The following is a 17156-nucleotide window of genomic DNA, read 5'->3' on the forward strand; positions in this document are numbered from 1 at the left end:
AAAACGATGATGTGGAGATTGAAATTCTTTTTAGACTTTGAGAAAGAGGAAAAATGGTTAGAAGAGATGGCTTTGAAAGGCTATCAACTAGAGAGCAATACATTCGGTTATACATTTAGATATACAGAGCCGGAAGATGCGACGATTAGAATAGACCATAGAGTATTTAGTAGAAAAAGTGAATTTATTAATTACTGCACGCTATTTGAAGATAGTGGATGGGAGCATATAGCTGGTAATCGGTGGACAGGTACGTACTATTTTAAAAAGATAAATGAAGAAAGTGAAGATGACATTTTCTCAGATCAAATGTCACGAGCGGGGAAGTATAAACGTCTATCTAAAACATTTTTAGAATTAGCGATCTGTTATTTGCCGATAGTATTCCTATTTATGTTTAATGACACGATTCATTTAGGAGCACTTGTAAATCCGAAAGAACTATATTTGACGCCAGGACTATGGGATAAGCAAGGTGTATCATTTCTATGGTCATTCTTATTTGAAACGCCATTTGCATTGATGAGAGGCTTTGCATGTTTGTTTATCCCTGCTGCAATTGTTATGTATTTAGTTTGCTCGTATAAAGCAAATCGGTTGTATGAAGAGAGAAGATGATAGAAGGGATCTCTTTAAAGCTGACGCTTTGTGGGGATTTTTTTGAGTTTGTAAATGGTATCTTTTTAAAATGGGTAAAGGAAAAGGATGTTTTATAGAGCATGCCTACAATTTAGAATTTACTACATGCATTGTTGTAAATATGTATAATTACATAAAAATTCAAAGGAAAAGAGAGTATACTTTCTTATTGTGTAATAAAGATAAGGCCCGCCTACGGAAATAGGCGGGCCCTTTTTTCATGTATAAAGAAAAGGTATATTCTAAGATGTCTTCTTAAAGAAATCCTTCATCATTTTCGCATCTTTCATGTTCACTGTCACACCTTCAACTTTATCTTTCTTCTCATCTTTAGCAATCGTAATTTGCTCCTTATTATCAGCCCATACAAGAAACTCTTCTTTCGCGTCATCTTTATATGTAACGGTAATAGTAGAATGCACAGACTCTCTCTTTTTTTGATCTAATGTAATTGATTTAGGAGTGCCTTTTTGAACTGCTGAAACGATTGATTGTATCATTTCTTCGTTATCTGTTTGAGATTTTGAAACGTTGTTATTTTTTGTGCTAAGTATTTCGATATCTGTAATATTTGCGGAGTTTAATTGAAAGGCATTTTGTTTCTGTTCTTGTTTAGTTTGTGGAGATTTGTCTGTAGCTGAGGTACTTGCACAGCCTATTAAAGCGAAAGATAGAGCGGTTAGAGCGCATATAGATATGATTTTTTTCATAGTATCCCTCCTTATGTTTAATTATAACAATTTTCTGTTGATTTAGGTAGTTATTGTAAGTAGATTTATTCTACTAGTTTTAGGATAGAAAAAATTCACATAACTTTTTTCATATTTTATGTTTAACATTTCGAAAATGGGTGTACTACATATAATATAACAAATAATTCATTTTAAAGGAGGAAGTTAAAGATGGAAACGAAGTATAGTAAACCTTTTGTATATGAATTTATTACGGAGAAAGAGGTCATGAATGCGGCGAATGATCTAGTGAAGAAAGGAATAGACCAAAAGGATATTTACGTATTAACACATGAGAAAGAAAGGACAGATAGAATCGCAGACAATGCAGATGTGAATACAATTGGGATAAAAGAGGAGGGACTTGGGACAAGCATTATTAACGTCTTTCAAAAAACGGGAGATCAGTTAAGAAATAAGATGCAAGAGTTAGGGCTTAATGAGGAAGAAGCTAACTTTTATGAAGAAAAACTGGATGAAGGAAAAATCTTGTTATTCGTTAAGGATTTAGAAAGAGTCGGTGAATGGTTACAAGAAAGAAGATGCATGTATACTCTTTAAATCTATAAATCTATTACGAAAAGGAGATTGTAAATATGAGTGAGAGCGGGCTAAAAGAACAAATTACGGGTAAGGTTGAAAAGACAAAGGGACAAGTAAAAGAAGGAATTGGTGAAGTTACAGATGATAGAGAGCTGAAAAATGAAGGGAAGTGGGAGAAGACAAAAGGAACGATAAAAGAAAAAGTCGGAAAAGTGAAACAAAAGATAAGTGATGGGTTGGATCATAAAGAATAATACATGTTCATCAAGCTTTGGTTACATACCAAAGCTTGATGAATCCAATATAAAACGAATATAGGAGGTTTAATTGTGGGACTTATTATTACGTGTATTGTAGGTGGACTTATTGGTGCGTTAGCTGGAATGATTACAGGAAAAGACTTCCCTTTAGGTATAGTTGGTAATGTGATTGCTGGATTAATCGGATCTTGGGTAGGTAGTGCGTTATTTGGTCACTGGGGTCCTGAATGGGGAGGCATTTTCGTTCTTCCAGCGTTATTAGGTGCAATCGTCTTTATTTTAATCGTTACATTCTTTTCTAGAATGCTGCGGAAAGCGTAAGTATGAGAATGAATGGTAATCTTAAGTTTATTATATATAGCTATAAAGTGAATGAACTGATAAATATACATAAAAAAGCATCCAATTAAACTAATTTGGATGCTTTCTTTATGTAATCTGCATAGGAATGAGTGGAGGATGAAGAACCCCCCACTCATTAAAATTATACTTTCTATTATGTATTAAACCATCGATACCTTTTTACAATTATTTATTCTTACAACTTGCCTTGGTTCTATATGAGATAAGTCCTCATCATTACCTATATCAACTACAATTGTATTCGTTAGTATGTTAATAATGGAACCAACTAATTTTGTAGCATGATCGTGTCGATAAGAAAATTGAACGAAATCTCCCTTTTTAAAGTTGTGCTCTTCCATAGATAGATCCCCCTAAAAATAATGTTTATACATTATACATACACAAATTTACAAGGTTTAAACATTTTGTAGTATTTTTTAAGTGTTAAGCTGAGAAAGATATAGAAAATTTATTTATAATTAAAATTAAAAAATATGTTTAAAACTAATTTTTATGGGTAATTAAATAGTAATAGTTTGAGATAAGGGGGCGGAAATGATGAATTTGGCAGTAAATATTTTGCAAAATGATTTAGGTTATACAGTACAACTTAATGGTGAGATTGATGCGTATACGGCATCAGATTTAAAAAATAAGATCATGCCTATTGCAAGCGAAAAAGAGGTTTATATTGTAGTAGATTTTAATGAGGTAGAGTATATGGATAGTACAGGTTTAGGTGTGTTTATAGCTCTATTAAAAGCAATTAAGAAAAATGATGGCAAACTAGAATTTATTGGTGTATCTAAAAGGTTAAAAAGATTATTTGATATTACAGGGTTAACAGAAATATTAAATTTGAATTCCGATTTTGAAAAAGTAGAAAGAAGGTGACTAGGGATGATGGAGAAATTTGAAAAGATAGAAATGAAAATTCCTGCAAAGGCAGAATATGTGGCTATTATTCGTCTAACAATGGCTGGTGTTGCGAATCGAATGGGCTTTGCTTATGACGATATAGAAGATATGAAAATTGCTATTAGTGAAGCTTGTACAAACATTGTGCAACATGCATATAAAGAAGACGTTGGAGAAATTACAATTGTCTTTGGTTTATATGAAGATCGATTAGAAATTATGGTCGCGGATAATGGGGTTAGCTTTGATTTCAGCACTTTAAAAAGGAAAGTTGGTCCGTATGATATTAATAAACCAGTAGAACATTTGCCGGAAAATGGTTTAGGTTTATATTTAATCAATACGTTAATGGATGATATACAAATTATGCATGATGAGGGCATGACAGTTTTAATGACAAAATATATACAAAGAGAGCAGGTGGAGAATGATGGAAATCCAATCTCAACCTACAAATCTTGCTAAAGAAGATGTTATTAAACTAATTGCAGACTTCCAACAAAACCAATGTGATGAAGCACAGGAAAGATTAGTTAATCACTATAAAAATCTCGTACATTCCATTGCATATCGCTATTCAAAAGGTGGACCGATGCATGAGGATATTATACAAGTAGGGATGTTAGGGCTCTTAGGCGCAATAAGAAGGTATGATTATTCGATAGGAAATGCTTTTGAGCCGTTTGCAATACCTACGATAGTAGGAGAAATAAAGAAGTATTTACGTGATAAAACTTGGGGCATTCATGTTCCAAGGCGAATTAAAGATTTAGGCGGGAAGATTAAACTTGCGATAGAGGAGCTAACAGATCGTTTGCAGCGTTCACCTAAGATTATAGAGATTGCGGATCATTTAGGACTATCCGAAGAGGAAGTGCTAGAAATTATGGATGCGAAAAATAATTATAGAGTATCTTCTTTAGATGATGTAGTCGAAAATTCATCTGATGGAAGTTCGGTAGCGAGAATTGAATCTGTAGGTGAAGTAGAGCAAGGATATGAAGAGACAGAAAGGCGTCTCGTTTTAAAGGATATTTTTAACGTATTAAATGATACGGAAAAGAGTGTTATTCATTATATATTTGGAGAAAATTTAAATCAAAAGGATACAGGGGAACGGTTAGGTATTTCACAAATGCACGTTTCTCGTATTAAAAGACAAGCGATAAGTAAATTGAAGCAAGCGGCATTTTTAGATACATAAAAATTTTAAATAATGATGTTTAAAACATGAGAAAAGGGGTAGTTATTAAGTATAGGAGGAGATATTAAAATGTCACACGATGTGAAAGAACTAATCGAAGGATTGAATGAAGATTTAGCAGGAGAATACTCGGCAATTATTATGTATAACCATAATGCAGCTACAGTTTCTGGTATATATAGACAAGTTTTAAAACCTTTCTTTGAATCTGAAATTAGTGATGAACAAGGACATGCCCTATATTTAGCGGAGAAAATTAAGACGTTAGGTGGTACACCTACTACGATCCCTTTACCAGTGAAACAAGTAGAAGATGTTAGAGAAATGTTAGAAGAAGCTAGACAATCAGAATATGAAACAATTAAGCGCTATGAAACGAGAAAAGAACAGGCAGCGAAATTAAATATGACAGAGTTAGTTGTAAAGTTAGAAGATATGATCGCAGATGAAACAAATCATATGGAAGAATTAGATCGTCTTTTAAGTGACAAAGCAATGGTGTTAAATTAATTTATAGAGTGAAAGAACAAACTCTCATTTCTAGGGGGTTTGTTCTTTTGCTGTATAAATATGTTTGAGTAGGAAATTTTCATTTTGTAACTGAGTATGCAATACTAGAAAAATAGAAAATGATAATCGATTTACATTTTAAATAAGAAAAGGGGAAATAACTTGTGTCCATTTTAATTGTCGATGATAATCCGGTTAACATCTTTGTAATTGAAAAAATTTTAAAACAAGCCGGATATCAGGATCTTGTATCGCTTAATTCTGCACAAGAGCTTTTCGAATACATCCATTTTGGAAAAGATTCTTCCAGGCATAATGAAATTGATTTAATACTATTAGATATTATGATGCCTGAAATTGATGGACTTGAAGTTTGTAGGCGATTACAAAACGAGGAGAAGTTTAAAGATATTCCTATTATTTTTGTAACAGCTTTAGAAGACGCGAATAAATTAGCTGAAGCGCTTGATATAGGCGCAATGGATTATATTACGAAACCGATAAATAAAGTTGAATTGTTAGCGCGTATGCGTGTAGCATTACGCTTGAAATCGGAATTAAATTGGCATAAAGAACAAGAAGAAAACCTTCGTAATGAACTAGATTTAGCTACACAAGTACAAAGAAACTTATTAAGTAGCCCATTACGAGAAGATCATATAAAAATTGAAGCAAGTTACTTACCTTCATTCAAACTAGCTGGAGATATGTATTATTGGTATAAAATCGATGAAAACCGCTACGGTATTATATTATTAGATGTGATGGGACATGGTATATCTGCTTCATTAGTTTGTATGTTTATTTCGTCTGTATTACGTGAAACGATTAAATGTTTAATCGATCCGGAACTTGTCATTAAAGACTTAAATAAATATATGACTCTTTTACATAATGAGAATGACAATATTCCATATTATTTTACAGCGATATACTTAGTAGTTGATACAGAAAAAAGAACCATTGAATATGTAAATGCAGGACATCCTGCTGGATATGTTTTAGTTGATGAAGAGAATGTAGTGGAACTAAATCGCGGGAGTTGTGCGGTAGGATTTTTTGATGAAATAAAAGTTGAAAAGACAGTTATATCTTTTGAGAAGAACGCTCAAATCGTATTGTTTACAGATGGTGTTCTTGAAGCAATTGCACATGATGAATTTGAGTCTGAAGAGAAATTATGTGCTTTTACAGAAAGAAAATGGGGAGATTTAGAAGAAGAGATAGCAGGGTTTTATAAGGAAGAACAGAAGAAAGCACAATCAGATGATATGTGCCTCATTATGATACAAACGAATGCGAAATAAAAAGCGTATGAAATCCAAACAGAGGATTTCATACGCTTTTATTGTATTTTTTGATAGATTTGTTCGTTCGGATTAAATTGGATATAATGCGGCATTATATGTGAAAAACGAAGAGTTTCTTTATTTCCTAAACATAGGAATCCATTGTGACCTAAACTTTCATAAAATAGTTGCTGTACTTGGTTTTGAAGTTCACTCGTAAAGTAAATTAAAACGTTACGGCAAAGTATAATATGAAATTCATTAAAAGATTGATCTGTTACTAAATTATGCTGCGCAAAAATAATGTTTTGTAAAAGAGAAGGATTAAAATAAGCGAAACGATTATCTGTTGAATAATAGTTAGAAAATGCTTGTGTACCGCCAGCTTGTAAATAGTTTTTCGTATAAGTTTGCATTTTATTTAACGGAAGGATAGCTTGTTTTGCTTTTTCTAACACATTTGTATTCATATCTGTTGCGTAAATAACAGCTTTTTCACTTAATCCCTCTTCATGAAGTAAGATGGACATGGATAATACTTCTTCACCAGTTGCACATCCGGCGTGCCAAATTCTAATTTCAGGATACTTTTTTAATTCAGGAATCACATGCTCTCTGAGCGCTTTAAAAAAGTTAGGGTTACGGAACATTTCAGTTACATTAATGGAGAAATCATTTAATAACTGTTCTAAAAACCCTTCCTCATGAATTACTTTTTCAATTAACCTTGAAATGGTTGGGATATTAGAGAGCTGCATTCTATTACAAATTCTTCTATAAATAGATGTGCGAGCATATTGGCGAAAATCGAAGCCAGATAGTTTAAATACCGCTTCCAATAGTAATTCAATTTCTAAGTTCGTACGCTTATCCATATCTACAGATGGATCAAAATTATAATACTTATTTTCCACTTAAACTAAACCTCACTTATTTTATTAACCATACACTCATTACTGAATAGAGTTGATGTAAATTTAATGGTTTACTTATATAATCTGAAGCGCCAGCAGATAAACATTTTTCTTTATCATTTGGCATTGCTTTAGCAGTTAATGCGATAATAGGTATTTCATGTAACCCTAAGTTCATTCGGATATGTTCCATCGTTTCATAACCGTCCATATTCGGCATCATAATATCCATTAAAATAAGGTCAATATTTGTATTGTTTTTTAGTATTTCTAAACACTCTATGCCGTTTTGTGCAGTAATAATGTTGGCATGTTGTTTTTTTAATGCATTTTGTAATGCAAATATATTTCGATGATCATCATCGACAATTAAAATAGTTTTCTCTTGGAAGACGTTATTTGTTTCTGGCGTCACGATAGTTTCCTCAACAACTTCAGCAGGAACAACATCTTCTATCGTTGCTGCAACTTCTAAATTGGATATTTGTATATCAGTTAACCCATTTGGAAGGTTAGGAATATATACGGTAAAAGTACTGCCTTCTCCTACATTACTCTCTAACGTAATCCAACCACCTAACAATCTAGCAAACTCTTTACAAATAGATAACCCTAAGCCTGTACCACCATATTTCCGAATTGTTGCGCCATCTGCCTGTTGAAAGGCTTCGAAAATAAGTTGATGCTGTTCTTTTGCGATACCAATACCAGTATCTTTTACCGAAATTGTCATCCAATCATTACTTATAGACTGCATATCATGGCTTAAATTCGTTGTTTCTATCGAATTGAAATGTAAAGAGACGGATCCTTTTTCCGTGAATTTAAATGCATTGGATAATAAGTTTTTAATAATTTGTTCAATCCGTTTTGCATCTGTATAAAACAAATCAGGAATAATATCACTGTCTTCAATCGTAAATTCGACATTTTTTTGTGCAGCTATATGTAAAAAGTTTTGCTGCATATTTGCTGCCATATCACTTATGTTCGTTGCTTCAAAAATGATGTCTAGTTTGCCGGCTTCTACTTTAGATAAATCTAGTATGTCATTAATTAAAGTAAGTAAATCTTTCCCTGATGAATGAATAACGGTTGCTAATTCAATTTCATCGTCGGATAAATGATTATCATGATTTTCTTTTAACATTTCAGATAATAGTAAAATACTATTTAACGGTGTGCGTAATTCATGTGACATATTTGCTAGGAATTCAGATTTGTATTTTGAGCTACGTAATAACTCACTTGCTTTTTCTTCTAATTCTGATTTAGTAATTTGTAAGTCAGCTGTCTTCTGCTCCGCCTCTTCCGTTCTAGACTCTAGTTGTTCATTCGTTGTTCTTAATTCTTCGGCTTGCATTTGTAGTTCTTCAGCTTGTGTTTGCAATTCTTCTGATTGAACTTGCAACTCTTCTGTCATTGCTTGTGATTCATGTAAAAGAGTTTGAATTCGCATACGTCCCATAATACTATGGATTGTTAAACCGAGGTTATCAACAGTTTGTTGAATTAAATCTTGATGTAAATCTGAAATGTCAGTTACACTTACTAACTCCATTACTGCAATCACTTCATCTTCAAATAAGATAGGGATAACTAGTAGGTTTTGAGGGCGTATTTCTAATAAGCCGCTAGTGACATAACGAAATTCTTCTGGTATTTCTCTAAGAATAAAGCTTTGCTTTTCTAAAGCACATTGCCCAATTAAACCTTCACCCATTTTAATGGATTGTTTCCCAACATCAGAACCTTGATCGGCGAAAGAAGCTTTCTTCACATAGTAGACAGTGTCTTCAATTTCTTCACGAACATAAAATGCACCGCAAGAAGTTTGCGTTTTTTGTATAATGCCACTAAGAATTTTGTTACCTAACATTTCGATAGAAGATACACCTTGATACTTTAAAATTAACTCTGCAAGCTCGGTTTGTAACCATTCTCTTTTCGATATTTCGTCTAGTAGATGATTCGTTGTATGAGCCAGATCTTTTATTTCATCATGAGTGTTTACATGAATTCTTTCAGTAATTTTTTCTTTAGAAGAAATGGATTTAATAGCTTGAATTACATTTTTAATCGTTTTTGTAATGGAATTCGAAATATAAAGTGAAATGATAATAGAAATACAAGAAAGTAAGAACAATAAACTGTATAACCAAATCTCTAATTTATTATTTTCAGTATCTAATTGTGCAGCTCTTTTTTTCGTTAGTTGCTCCTCAACACTACGGAAGTTCGTTACCTGCGATTGTAGTGACTGAATTTGAGTCGTATCGATTGCTTGTACGTTATTACTATTGCTATTTGTAATAAGTGGGTGAATCTCTTTATTAATCCAACTAGTAATGTTTTCATTAATCTGCTTTAACTTTTCTTGCTGAGAGGGGTTATCCTCTAATAGAGCAAAAAGATCTTGATAATCTTTTTCGTAATCCTTTTCCACAGCATTAAGGGATTGAACGTAATTTGCATCATTAGAAGTGATAAATCCTTTCGCTTTATTTTCAATTGTTAGCAATTCTTTCTCCACTTGATTCGTTAAATTAAGAACTTTAAAATCGTGATCAATAATAAAATTACGAGATTTTTGTAAACTGGAAATCTCATTGTTTAGCATAATGAAAGAAATAAGTAAGAACAAAATGATAACTAAATAACCAGCCATAATTTTGTAGCGAATACTAAATTTTGCTTTCGAGTTCATTAAAAATTCCTACCTTCAAGGTTATTAAGAGTTTTCAATCATAAAGAATAAAAAACGTAATATATATTATATCAGTTTTCTTAAGGCCAAACTAGAAATCCCCCTATTGTATTAGGGGGTCTCTTTTTGAATTGAGGAAATCATTTTGAAATATAAAACTATATATAAAAAGTAACAATCGAGGGAATAGGGGGGATAACAAAATTTTTAAGAAGGAAAGAGTGTTCTTAAAGCTTTTTTTGCATCTATTCCTTCAAAGACAAATAATACAAGTTCTTTCTTTTTGACAGTAAGGAAAAAAGATACTAATGTGCTTAAGTTTTTAATGGAAGTAAGTGTTCCGTGTTTACCTATAAATAAAGTTGTTTGAAATGTTGTCATTAAAGCATAAAAATGATGAATCTGCGTTATTGTAGGTGTTTCATTATAAAGAATAGTAGTAGATTGGATTGCATTCATCGAAATATTCCTTTCCGTATAGTAAGCATAACAATATAAACATACCCGTTTTAAAAAATGTTAAACATATAAATAAGAAAAAATATAATTATAGTTTTTTATGTTTAGAAAGGGTTACGAAGGGTATACATAAACTACAAAGAGATTGACTGAAGATGAATTGTAAGATTTCTAGTCTATAAAAATATACTTTTACTTTAAATAAAAAGGAGTCTGGTATACATGAATGAACTGATGATTGATATTACATTTGATTTAATTTACTTGTTAAGTAGTTCGCTTGTACTGCTTTTACTATTCGCTTTTTTCATAAATGGTTATGTTAATAAGAAGATTAGTGTATACAGAAATGAAGAAAGATAAAGATCCATGATATAAAACTTTAGGAGGTTAATAGTTATGAATGTAGATAGAAAAATAGTAGGTGTTTTTAGAACAATCGATGATGCGGCATTCGTTATTAATGAATTAAGTGATAAAGGATATCCAGCTGATAATATTTCAGCTATTGCAAAGGATCAAAAGGAAATTGAACATCTGGAAGAAAAATCGGGTGAAAAAGTGAATCATGAAACCGCACATAAAGCGGATATCTTTTCAGCGACAGGACTTGTGGCAGGAGGAGTAGCAGGCGGACTCGGAGGTTTATTAACAGGTCTTGGTGTACTTGCCATTTCTGGAATGGGTCCAATCGTAGCGGCAGGACCTATCGCAGCAGCTATTGGAGGAGCCGGTATTGGCGGAGGAGCTGGAAGTTTAATAGGAGCATTTATCGGCTTAGGAATCCCTGAGGAACATGCTAAGAAATATGAAGAATACATTTATGATGGAAATATATTAATTTTAGTAGATGCAAAATTAGATGATAAGTTAGAAATTTATAAAATATTTGATAAACATAATGCTTATAACTCCGATTTCTTTAAATAATATGTACGTCACATATTAAACATAGTGAATATCGTTTTTTGATCTTACAACTTTGGCGCGACCGAGGAGTCGTATGACTATAAGAGAGGAAGGGCTTATAGTAAAAGATCAAGTTTAAGAGAGAAGGGGTGTCTTATCGTGATTGTAAAAATATTAAAGGATAGTAGTAATAGCTTCCTTTGTACAGTTCAAAACAAAAATGGAGAGAAGTATGTGAAGAAATGGTTTCGTAAACAGAAAAACAAGAAAGAATTAGGGCGACCAACTTTTAAAGAAGTAGAAAAGGATTGGAAAGAAAATAGAGAATCATTTATGTATCCAAATGTAAAAGCGCTTTCTTAAACATAATGGGCGTTTTATTCTTACAAAATTGTCACACTCCTGTAAGGTAATTCAATAGATTAGATACTTTTTCCATGGCATAATAAAGACATAAGAAAGCTTATTCAAACTACAACTTATTAGGAGAGTGTCAGTCATGATTGTAACAACAACGTCTGGAATTCAAGGTAAAGAAATTATTGAGTATATCGATATTGTAAATGGTGAAGCTATTATGGGTGCAAATATTGTCCGCGATTTATTCGCTTCTGTTCGTGATGTTGTCGGTGGTCGTGCTGGTTCTTACGAAAGCAAGCTAAAAGAAGCTCGTGATATCGCAATGGATGAAATGAAAGAACTTGCAAAACAAAAAGGTGCGAACGCTATCGTTGGTATTGACGTAGATTACGAGGTTGTTCGTGATGGAATGTTAATGGTTGCTGTAAGTGGTACAGCTGTACGTATATAAGTAAAAAAACAGGCTCACCCCTTGAAGCTTATGCTTTGAGGGGATTTTTTTGTTTTATGACTAACGTTGACAAGAAATTATAATTACATATGTTCAAAGTGGGCAAAACGTTATTGTAAAAAATGCTAGGATTGCTCCTAGCATTTCGTGAGGGGGTATTGCACGGGAATTTAGATAATAAGCAGACACACTTGCTTATTTCAAATGTAGTATATATTGTTTTCAAAGGGAAAAGTAAGAAATACAACAATCTTTATATATGTTTAACGAAGGTGCTAATTATATGACAAATAATAAAATTGTTATTTAAGGTAAGAAAAGGTGTATAGGATGTGGAAGGTAAGGTGATAGCATTGATGCAAAAATAAAGGACAGTACATATTGTATATGACTACTATGTACTGTCCTAATTATTCTTTTTGGATTACGAAAAATTATCTCCTGTCTTACTATAAATTTCATAGGCGAAATAACCAAATAAATAGCCTATTCCAGATCCTAAACTAACTGAAAGCAGGGAGAAGTCCGGGAAAAACATGCCGAAAATCAAACTGATTATACAGCCGACAAGCATTCCTATAGGTATGAGACTATCTAATAAATTTTGAGCTTCTTTTGATTTTTTCTTACCTAATGTTCCTTCGTTATATTTACGTTCCATTCTTTTCATTACAAATACTACAATTCCACCAACTATTACAACAGGCGTGATTGCCGAAATGAACCACATGTTAGAAGCTCCTTTCGTTTTTTAATAAATTATACCATATATTAACATTTTTAATTTAAGCGGAGACAAGATCTTTTGCAGTTCTTTTCTTTTTGTTCATGACTAAAGTTAATAGGAATAAAATGAAGCTTAAAAGTGCCATTATAATAAAAACTTGCGTATAACCATTAAAGTAGTCACGAGCGATTCCTGCTAGGACAGGAATGAATCCGCCCATAATATATCCTCCTGACTGCATCATAGCAGTCCATGCACTCGCATCTTCTGAAGTTTTTGTTTCATATAGCGGCAGCATGAGAGCGAGTGGAAATACGCCGCCGAGCCCGATACCTAGTAGGATAGAAGGGATCCATGGTGTAGTTAGTGGGTAAATCATAAGCGATAAACCTACGAGTACAAAGGATATGCTCCCTAACAACCAAAGTGTTCTGTTTTTATAAATATCCGCTAATGTTGGAATTAAAAAGCTACATATCATTTGAATGAATGTAAAAACAGTTATAAGAGTACCCGCTTGTTCGCTACTCACACCCATACTTTGATTTGCTGGCGCAAGCCAAGTCGTAATGGAATAAAAGATTCCTGATTGTAGTCCGAAAAAGATTGTGAATAACCATGCTTTTTTATTTCTTAAAGGTAAGTTATTATTCCTTTTATCTTGTGTACTCATATGCTTTTTCCGTTTCATAACAGGATACCAAAATATAATGGCGATAATAGTAAGTACACCCCAAAAAGCGAGTGCCATATTCCAAGATCCTTTTAATACATGTTGTAAAGGAATCGTTAACCCTGCACTTAAAGAAGCACCAGTTCCCATACCTACTGAATATATGCCAATCATTAAGCCAATTTTCGTAGGGAATTTTTCTTTAATAAAACCTGATAGTAACGGACCTGCAAGTGCAATTCCAATACCGATAAATAAAGAGCTCGCGAATAATGTGGCAATGGAAAAGGTAAAAGCTCTCATACATGTTGCAAATCCAATTAAAATAAGACAAGTCATAATTGATTTTTCTGCCCCGTATTTCCTAATTACCTTCCCAGTCAGTAAGGCGAATGTCCCCATACAAAAAACAGGAATAGCTGTTAAAAAACTAACGGAAAAATTGCTTATGTGTAAGTCTTGTCGGATTGTTTCTAATACAGGTGAAACAGATGTAATTCCGATACGTAAATTAATGGAAACAAAAAATAGTGCTAGTATATACAAATAAGTTCGTTCTTGATGTTTCAATTTCATTTTCTCCTCTCTTAAACATCAGACGTTATTGAGTATATCATCTGATGTTTGTGTGTAATAGATAAGGAGCTTATTTCAGCTCCAAATTTTGAACAGCGTATGTTCGTGCCTCTTCAGTATTTTGTTTTAAAATCGCTTGGAATAACTTTTCATGAATGTCAGAGTTATCTTCATAGTTCGCTGTATTTAATATGAATTGGCTTAAAATGTGGCGAAGGGCAGGTACGAAAGATTGATACAAATCAAGTAGAACTTCGTTTTTGCTCGCCTTTGCAATGGCTAGATGAAACTGAATGTCTGCATCTATGTATGCTACATAATTTCCTTCTTGAAGGGCATTTTTTCTTTTACTCAAATGTCCTTTTAAGTATAAAAGATCCTCGTCACTTCGGCGTTGTGCCGCTAACATTGCTACTTCTTTATCTAACATATTTCGTGCTTCATACACATGATGTATATTAGCTGCTTGCAGTCGTTTTTCAAATGAATCTTGCGTTGTATTGAGTGAGACAATACGAGTACCTTGCCCTTGTCGAACTTCTAATATGCCAGCATGTACTAATATCTTTATGCTTTCTCGCAGCGTTGAACGTCCTACTCCTAACTCTTCCATTAATTGCGGTTCTGTAGGGAGGCGATCGCCAACTTCATACTCGCCAGAAAAGATTTTCTCTTGTAGACGTTCTAGCACTTCATCGACTAATTTCCGACGAGAAACTTTTGAAAAAGATTTCTTTTCGTTCATATTCATCTGCTCATCTCCTGTTATATTCATTTTTATGATAACCAATTTAAGTTCGGTTGACAATGTTATTTTTAGACAATGTAAGTATGGAGCAGAATGAGACTGTTGATATTTGAAAATTAAGAAATATGTTAAAATGTTGTAGATGAAAAGGTGAAGGGGGAACTTAAAGTTGGAATTTAATGTTGGAATATGTAATGAAATTAATGAGAGAATACAAGGAATAAAAGATGAAAGCGAAAAAGTGAATACAATCTTTTCTTGGTTAAATGAAGAGTTTGAATGGGTACAAACTGACTACGTGGAAAGGACAGTAGAAGAGATTTTAGCAAAAAGAGCAGGGAATTGTGCAGAACAGGCAAAGGTAGTTGAAAAAGTATTAACTCATATAGGAATAGAAACTAGGTGGATCTTGGAAATAAATTCTCATTCCGAAAGTATGGAAAGACAAAACTTTTCGCTTAATTTAATTGAAAAACATGGGGATTTCTATTCGATATTTGGTTGGAATCATAACGATCATAGGTGGCTCGAGTACTACAACAATAATCTCAAACAATGGATTCCTATTGATACAGCATTTGGTGTTTTGGATATCAATCATTGGTTAGAAAAGAGAATGAGTTTTACTAGAGAATCTATACCAACGACACAAAAAATAATCCCTTTTTGTATTGTTGCCTTAAGCGCAAAAAGGGATGTATCAGAGATATTATCAAACTTCTATCTTATTGATCAATTTGATAAATTTTATAATGGAACGTTAAGCGAAACAACAGTATGGGAGGAATGGAGATTAGTAATTAATAAACTAACCGAAGTAGGAATAGAAACCTATAGCGGACATAGGAACCTCCATAAATATCAAAATGAAATAAAACGTTTTACCAATTTGTATCTTAAATTAAAACAAGGAGTTTTAACGAATACTGTTATTTAAACGTATACGTTTCCTTTACATTCAATAACTCGTCAAAAACACTTTCCCTTTCGTTTTCTCAGCAGACTGCACGACATCAACCGCCGCTTTCACATCCGCTAAGTCATACGTAGAATGTACCGTCATAAAACGTAATTGCTTATTTTCCACTAAGCGAATTAAGTGACGAAACGTTTCTTGCCATTTATATGGTGAAGCTTCTTTATTCCAATGTCGTAAATGAAATATGTTCGCGTGTACTTTTGCTTTCGTGACAATCTCTGCCCAGTTCACTTGTATTCCTGATAGAAGACCGATCGTTAAAAAGTGCCCGTTTGGACGTAAGGAGAAAGCTAGTGCATTTCCATCTGGTCCTCCGATAGAGTCAATAGCAGCATCTGCACCAATCCCGTTTGTTAATTCCATAACGGTTTCATAAAGCGGGGCAGTGGAGGTGTCAATTACATACTCGGCACCAAGGCGCAGTAACTCTTCTGTATGCTTATTATTTCTTGTAACAGCAATTAATCGGAAGTTTAAAATTTGTGATAACTGCGCAAATAGATGTCCAATAGCGGATCCGCAAGCATTCACTAATAAAACGTCATTACTCTGTAAGTTTAACGTTTCTGTACAAGTAACCCACGCCGTAAGAGGATTAATATACATTTGTGCTGCTGTAAAATCATCGATAGAATCCGGAATAGGGACTACAAAATCAGCTGACGTCTTCACATACTCCTGCCAAGTACCTTCTCCGCGTAACGGTAAAACACGTTTACCAATAAGGTCTCTCGTAACGCCCGCGCCAACATCTTGCACAATACCGACACCTTCATAACCAGGTATGTTAGGTAACGGAATTCTATGAGCGTACGCTCCGGTAATGGGAATTAAGTCAGATGGATTAATCGGTCTAACTAACATACGGACTAAAACTTCATTATCTTTTAATGGCTCTATATTTTTATATTCGACTTGTAATACATCTTTTGGGTTGCCGAACTCATGAAATTGAATGTGTTTTCCGTGCAAGATAAAAGTGCCCCCTTAGTTTGATAGGGTTAATTATAGCATTTTTGGTTTGAGTGATTATTTCGTTATCAAAAAATAAAAGGGAACAGAAATTCGTTGTTTATCTACTTGGTAAAATCGATTTCTCCTGAATACATAGTAATATAAGAAAAAACGCTCTTGTGAGCGTCTTTTTCTAATTTGAGATAGATGTATCAGTATTGTTCTACTAGGTTACATAGTTCTCGTATAAAGTTTTCTCA

General features: G+C 33.2%; 23 protein-coding genes. 14 read left to right on the forward strand and 9 right to left on the reverse strand.

The genetic code is table 11. The features are described from left to right. The first annotated feature begins 6 nt into the window (after positions 1-6). Positions 7-618: a DUF2812 domain-containing protein gene (locus tag MHB74_RS05135; protein WP_061678671.1), complete on the forward strand. Its 612-nt coding sequence runs from the start codon at positions 7-9 to the stop codon at positions 616-618. A gap of 263 nt (positions 619-881) precedes the next feature. Here the strand turns inward: MHB74_RS05135 and MHB74_RS05140 are convergent, their stop codons facing one another. Beyond that, positions 882-1349: an LptM family lipoprotein gene (locus MHB74_RS05140; RefSeq protein ID WP_061678672.1), complete on the reverse strand. Its 468-nt coding sequence runs from the start codon at positions 1347-1349 to the stop codon at positions 882-884. A gap of 192 nt (positions 1350-1541) precedes the next feature. Here MHB74_RS05140 and MHB74_RS05145 point away from each other — a divergent pair, with 192 nt between their 5' ends. From MHB74_RS05145 to MHB74_RS05155, 3 genes are all read left to right on the forward strand, one after another. After that, positions 1542-1931 carry a general stress protein gene (locus MHB74_RS05145; protein ID WP_061678673.1) on the forward strand — a complete coding sequence of 130 codons (390 nt, stop codon included), beginning with the start codon at positions 1542-1544 and terminating at the stop codon, positions 1929-1931. 35 nt (positions 1932-1966) lie between these two features. Continuing rightward, the gene (locus tag MHB74_RS05150; RefSeq protein WP_061678674.1) at positions 1967-2167 is read left to right on the forward strand and encodes a CsbD family protein; all 201 of its coding nucleotides are present in this window, start codon (positions 1967-1969) and stop codon (positions 2165-2167) included. A gap of 75 nt (positions 2168-2242) precedes the next feature. Next, a complete protein-coding gene (locus tag MHB74_RS05155; RefSeq protein WP_000522903.1) occupies positions 2243-2494 on the forward strand; it encodes a GlsB/YeaQ/YmgE family stress response membrane protein in 252 nt (83 codons plus the stop codon). Between the two features lie 182 nt (positions 2495-2676). Here MHB74_RS05155 and MHB74_RS05160 read toward each other — a convergent pair whose 3' ends face one another. Next, complete coding sequence (locus MHB74_RS05160; RefSeq protein ID WP_061678675.1) at positions 2677-2877, reverse strand: hypothetical protein; 201 nt, start codon at positions 2875-2877, stop codon at positions 2677-2679. 196 nt (positions 2878-3073) lie between these two features. Between MHB74_RS05160 and MHB74_RS05165 the strand changes: the two genes are divergently transcribed. The 5 genes from MHB74_RS05165 to MHB74_RS05185 all read left to right on the forward strand — a co-directional run bounded on the left by MHB74_RS05165 (position 3074) and on the right by MHB74_RS05185 (position 6457). Then, the gene (locus tag MHB74_RS05165; RefSeq protein ID WP_061678676.1) at positions 3074-3412 is read left to right on the forward strand and encodes an STAS domain-containing protein; all 339 of its coding nucleotides are present in this window, start codon (positions 3074-3076) and stop codon (positions 3410-3412) included. Positions 3413-3418: 6 nt separating this feature from the next. Then, complete coding sequence (rsbW, locus tag MHB74_RS05170; RefSeq protein WP_061678677.1) at positions 3419-3901, forward strand: anti-sigma B factor RsbW; 483 nt, start codon at positions 3419-3421, stop codon at positions 3899-3901. Then, positions 3864-4640 (forward strand): RNA polymerase sigma factor SigB, encoded by a 777-nt coding sequence (gene sigB, locus MHB74_RS05175; protein WP_061678678.1) that lies wholly within the window; start codon positions 3864-3866, stop codon positions 4638-4640. Before rsbW ends, sigB begins: the two co-directional genes overlap by 38 nt. Before the next feature lie 69 nt (positions 4641-4709). Next, positions 4710-5150 carry a ferritin-like domain-containing protein gene (locus tag MHB74_RS05180; protein WP_061678679.1) on the forward strand — a complete coding sequence of 147 codons (441 nt, stop codon included), beginning with the start codon at positions 4710-4712 and terminating at the stop codon, positions 5148-5150. 164 nt (positions 5151-5314) lie between these two features. Continuing rightward, positions 5315-6457 carry a fused response regulator/phosphatase gene (locus MHB74_RS05185; RefSeq protein WP_061678680.1) on the forward strand — a complete coding sequence of 381 codons (1143 nt, stop codon included), beginning with the start codon at positions 5315-5317 and terminating at the stop codon, positions 6455-6457. A 38-nt stretch (positions 6458-6495) separates the two neighbouring features. Here MHB74_RS05185 and MHB74_RS05190 read toward each other — a convergent pair whose 3' ends face one another. The 3 genes from MHB74_RS05190 to MHB74_RS05200 form a co-directional block, all read right to left on the reverse strand. Further along, complete coding sequence (locus MHB74_RS05190) at positions 6496-7353, reverse strand: CheR family methyltransferase (RefSeq protein ID WP_061678681.1); 858 nt, start codon at positions 7351-7353, stop codon at positions 6496-6498. Positions 7354-7369: 16 nt separating this feature from the next. Next, complete coding sequence (locus MHB74_RS05195; protein ID WP_061678682.1) at positions 7370-10060, reverse strand: ATP-binding protein; 2691 nt, start codon at positions 10058-10060, stop codon at positions 7370-7372. A 207-nt stretch (positions 10061-10267) separates the two neighbouring features. After that, complete coding sequence (locus tag MHB74_RS05200; protein ID WP_061678683.1) at positions 10268-10519, reverse strand: hypothetical protein; 252 nt, start codon at positions 10517-10519, stop codon at positions 10268-10270. Positions 10520-10741: 222 nt separating this feature from the next. Between MHB74_RS05200 and MHB74_RS05205 the strand changes: the two genes are divergently transcribed. The 4 genes from MHB74_RS05205 (at position 10742) to MHB74_RS05220 (ending at position 12239) form a co-directional block, all read left to right on the forward strand. Continuing rightward, positions 10742-10882, forward strand: coding sequence for a hypothetical protein (locus tag MHB74_RS05205; protein ID WP_081110292.1), 141 nt, complete (start codon positions 10742-10744; stop codon positions 10880-10882). Positions 10883-10918: 36 nt separating this feature from the next. Beyond that, a complete protein-coding gene (locus MHB74_RS05210) occupies positions 10919-11449 on the forward strand; it encodes a general stress protein (RefSeq protein WP_061678684.1) in 531 nt (176 codons plus the stop codon). Between the two features lie 138 nt (positions 11450-11587). Next, entirely contained in the window at positions 11588-11791 is a 204-nt protein-coding gene (locus tag MHB74_RS05215; protein ID WP_061678685.1) for a DUF4028 family protein, read from the forward strand. A gap of 136 nt (positions 11792-11927) precedes the next feature. After that, a complete protein-coding gene (locus MHB74_RS05220) occupies positions 11928-12239 on the forward strand; it encodes a YbjQ family protein (protein WP_000637510.1) in 312 nt (103 codons plus the stop codon). 424 nt (positions 12240-12663) lie between these two features. Here the strand turns inward: MHB74_RS05220 and MHB74_RS05225 are convergent, their stop codons facing one another. The 3 genes from MHB74_RS05225 to MHB74_RS05235 form a co-directional block, all read right to left on the reverse strand. Then, the gene (locus MHB74_RS05225; RefSeq protein ID WP_061678686.1) at positions 12664-12969 is read right to left on the reverse strand and encodes a hypothetical protein; all 306 of its coding nucleotides are present in this window, start codon (positions 12967-12969) and stop codon (positions 12664-12666) included. Between the two features lie 55 nt (positions 12970-13024). Then, the gene (locus tag MHB74_RS05230) at positions 13025-14215 is read right to left on the reverse strand and encodes an MFS transporter (RefSeq protein WP_061678687.1); all 1191 of its coding nucleotides are present in this window, start codon (positions 14213-14215) and stop codon (positions 13025-13027) included. A gap of 70 nt (positions 14216-14285) precedes the next feature. Continuing rightward, positions 14286-14966, reverse strand: a complete 681-nt coding sequence (locus MHB74_RS05235; protein WP_061678688.1) for a FadR/GntR family transcriptional regulator — start codon at positions 14964-14966, stop codon at positions 14286-14288. 166 nt (positions 14967-15132) lie between these two features. On the opposite strand from MHB74_RS05235, the gene MHB74_RS05240 reads away from it, so the two are divergent. Further along, positions 15133-15900, forward strand: coding sequence for a transglutaminase-like domain-containing protein (locus MHB74_RS05240; protein ID WP_061678689.1), 768 nt, complete (start codon positions 15133-15135; stop codon positions 15898-15900). 21 nt (positions 15901-15921) lie between these two features. Here MHB74_RS05240 and MHB74_RS05245 read toward each other — a convergent pair whose 3' ends face one another. Further along, positions 15922-16914, reverse strand: coding sequence for a zinc-dependent alcohol dehydrogenase family protein (locus MHB74_RS05245; protein ID WP_061678690.1), 993 nt, complete (start codon positions 16912-16914; stop codon positions 15922-15924). Positions 16915-17156: the final 242 nt, after the last annotated feature.

Source organism: Bacillus sp. FSL K6-0069 (genome assembly GCF_038007785.1).
GTDB lineage: Bacteria > Bacillota > Bacilli > Bacillales > Bacillaceae_G > Bacillus_A > Bacillus_A mobilis.